The sequence below is a fragment of the Longimonas sp. genome (assembly GCF_046498435.1).
GTDB lineage: Bacteria > Bacteroidota > Rhodothermia > Rhodothermales > Salinibacteraceae > Longimonas.
Window position 1 is genome coordinate 1 of the sequence record NZ_JAWOAR010000325.1, and the last position, 2,795, is coordinate 2,795.

General features: G+C 62.1%; 2 protein-coding genes and 1 pseudogene. 1 reads left to right on the forward strand and 2 read right to left on the reverse strand.

All coding sequences use genetic code 11. The features are described from left to right. Together R6U20_RS12495 and R6U20_RS12500 are read right to left on the reverse strand one after the other, a co-directional pair. A pseudogene (locus R6U20_RS12495) lies at nt 1-533 on the reverse strand (peptidase M14); the annotation flags it as partial. 186 nt (nt 534-719) lie between these two features. After that, a complete protein-coding gene (locus R6U20_RS12500) occupies nt 720-1,463 on the reverse strand; it encodes an SDR family oxidoreductase (protein WP_410338181.1) in 744 nt (247 codons plus the stop codon). A 181-nt stretch (nt 1,464-1,644) separates the two neighbouring features. Between R6U20_RS12500 and R6U20_RS12505 the strand changes: the two genes are divergently transcribed. Further along, nucleotides 1,645-2,301 carry a hypothetical protein gene (locus R6U20_RS12505; RefSeq protein ID WP_410338182.1) on the forward strand — a complete coding sequence of 219 codons (657 nt, stop codon included), beginning with the start codon at nt 1,645-1,647 and terminating at the stop codon, nt 2,299-2,301. The last annotated feature ends 494 nt before the right edge of the window (nt 2,302-2,795 follow it).

Below are 2,795 nucleotides of genomic sequence, written 5' to 3' on the forward strand. Positions count from 1 at the left end.
ACATCATCGAGGACGGCGTCGATGGCGGGGCCTTCGCCGGCGGCCATGTGGTAGAGCAGCAGGATGGCGGCTTCAGTGCCGCTGGCTTCGTCGCCATGGATGGAGTAGCCCATGTACGCCACTGCGGGCAGGTCGGCAAGGTCTTCATCCGACACCGAGCCCGGATCTGACGACAGCGCCTGGTTCTGGGCTTTGATTTCGTCGAGACGGTCCAGGTCCTCGGATGGAGCCACTACGGCGTGGATAAGCGGGCGGTGGTCGTAGGTGGTGCCGTGGCGCTCCATCACGACGCGGTCGCTGGCTTCGGCAACGGCCTCGAAGTAGTCGATCACCTGGGCCGGACGCGTGTGGCGCGTGCCGATTTCGTGGCCGATGACTTCTTGCGGCGTGGGGATGTCGGGGTTGTAGCGGTCGATGCCTTCAACCGGCGTGTCGATGGCAAGGGGCACCTCTTGCGCCTGTGCACCAGGAGCAGCGACAAGGCCGAGAGCCAGCACACATGCAACAAAATAACGGAGTGGCAAAGCAGTCATAAACGAGATTGGTCAAGTGGACAAGCAGCGAATCGTTCGGAGCGCGGATGCGGTGGGGGTACAACGCGGCGCTCCTGCGCATCTCCAAAAATAACAGACACGCGGGGCAATCACCAACGCCACCGGCCCCGCCGATGGCATGCATCGGGGCGCCGGTGACATGGGGGGACAATATGTTTGGGGAGGCTACATCGCCTGCTCGGTGGGCATCACGAGCAGCTCCTCCACGTTCACGCGGTCGGGGGCCGAGATCGCATACGCAATCGACTCAGCAATGTCGATGGATTCGAGCGGCGTCATCTCCATGCCCTCGAAGTTCGCCAGAATGTCCTCGTCGGTAATCGTGTGCGTAAGCTCGGTTGCCACGGCGCCGGGCTCGATGCTGGTGACGCGGATGTTGTGCTTGTTCGAGAGCTCGTTGCGCATACCCTCGGAGAGCGCCCGCACGAAGAACTTGGTGCCGCAGTAGACGGCCCCGCCCGGAAACACGCGCCGTCCGGCCACCGAGGAGATGTTCACGACATGGCCGTGGCCCTGCTCGGTCATAATGGGCAGCGCCGCGCCAATGCCGTAAAGCACGCCCTTAATGTTCACATCGACCATCTGCTCCCACTCGTCCTCGTGGGTCTTCTCCATCATCGAAAGCGGCATGAGGCCCGCGTTATTCACGAGCACATCGAGGCGTCCGTACGTCTCGTGCGCCGTGTTGATGAGATGCCCCACGGCCTCGCGGTCCGTCACATCGGTGGGCACGACAAGCGCGGTGCCGCCATCGGCCTCGATGCTATCGCGCAGTTCGTTCAGGCGCTCCTCGCGGCGGGCGGCCAGCACCACGCGGGCGCCTTTCTCGGCCAGCAGGCGGGCCGTGGCCTCACCAATCCCGCTGGATGCACCCGTAATTACGATTACCTGATCCGTCAGCTCTGCCATAGTGGGTTGTTGATTGGGTTGGGAAAAATCGAAGGGATAGCGTGTTCAACGTACAGCGTATCCGGCCCCGCTACCGTAACGTTATTGCACAAGCGCTGACGCCCTCGTACGTGAAACGGAGTGCCCCTCCGTTCGTGCAACGCAATGCTCATGATCGTCTCCTCCCGTCTCCCCTTGTGCCATGTGTGCTGCCTCCGCAAACGAAGCCGCCGACAACGCCCCACCCAACTGGACCAAGCTCTTGCAGACGCACCTGCCGGTGTCGGTACGGGCGGCGAACGAGACCCTCTCGCGCGTGCCTGCCATTCAGAAGTGGATGCGTACCACTGCCTCCGAAATCGCTGCGGAACAGCCGCCCACCGCCATGCAGGATGCCACCCACGCCATGCACGGCTACAGCACCGCCCGGCGCGCGCTGAACGAGAGCTTCCCCGACCTGCGCGACGCCATCCGCACCACAACCAACGGCCTGGGCACGCTCGACCTGGACTGGCGGCCCTTCTCGCCGCACCTGAGTCAGGTGCAGGTCACCTTCAGTCGCGACTACGATGTGGATGCGTTCATGCGCGTAGACGACGCCACCCGCAGCGCGCTAAACACGCATCTCGACACCATGCAGAACGAACTGCCCGAGAGCGAGCCGTTCCCGCGGCGTCCGCACACCCGCACCGCACTGTGGGCACACAGCGGGGAGGGCGTGGGCGTACGCATCCACCGCCACCACCCCAACGACGACGTGCACCGCCACACCTTCGCGCTTCTTCCGCCCGGCGAAAAGCCCACCACCGACCTGCAACGCGAGGCGCTTCTCACGCAGCTCCTGAACCGCTGGGCGTGAGGCTGTAACGCTCCCAAATGTAGTGCTGTGTCAAGGATGATTTTTCGGGTTGTGTCATAGTATGGAATCCCTCCCCCTAAATCCCCCTCCTCCGAGGGGGACTTGGGAAGGAGCCCCTCACAGTTCCTTCCTCCCCGGGGAGGACAGGTAGGATGGAGGGGAAAATACGCATCTGAACCCAACCTTTCAGGGTTGACACAGCAGTAGTGCTCTGTCAACCCTCATTTTGATGGTTGCCCGGGCATCATCCCCCCAACGAAGCCTGTCATGGTGAGCGCAGTCGAACCATCTCCTTGGTGTTTAGCAGGAACTTTTCGGGGCGGCACAGCACGCGTATCCATCTCGGTTTAACCTACAGAATGATCTGTGACACAGCAGTAGTGCTCTGTCAAGGATAATTTTTCGGGTTGTGTGATAGTATGGAATCCCTCCCCCTAAATCCCCCCTCGGAGGAGGGGGGATTTAGGGGGAGGGATTCCATACTATCACACAAC

Coding starts and splice junctions, on each gene's coding strand:
- R6U20_RS12500 (WP_410338181.1), bottom strand. CDS start 1,463: ATGGCAGAGCTGACGGATCAGGTAATCGTAATTACGGGTGCATCCAGC.
- R6U20_RS12505 (WP_410338182.1), top strand. CDS start 1,645: ATGTGTGCTGCCTCCGCAAACGAAGCCGCCGACAACGCCCCACCCAAC.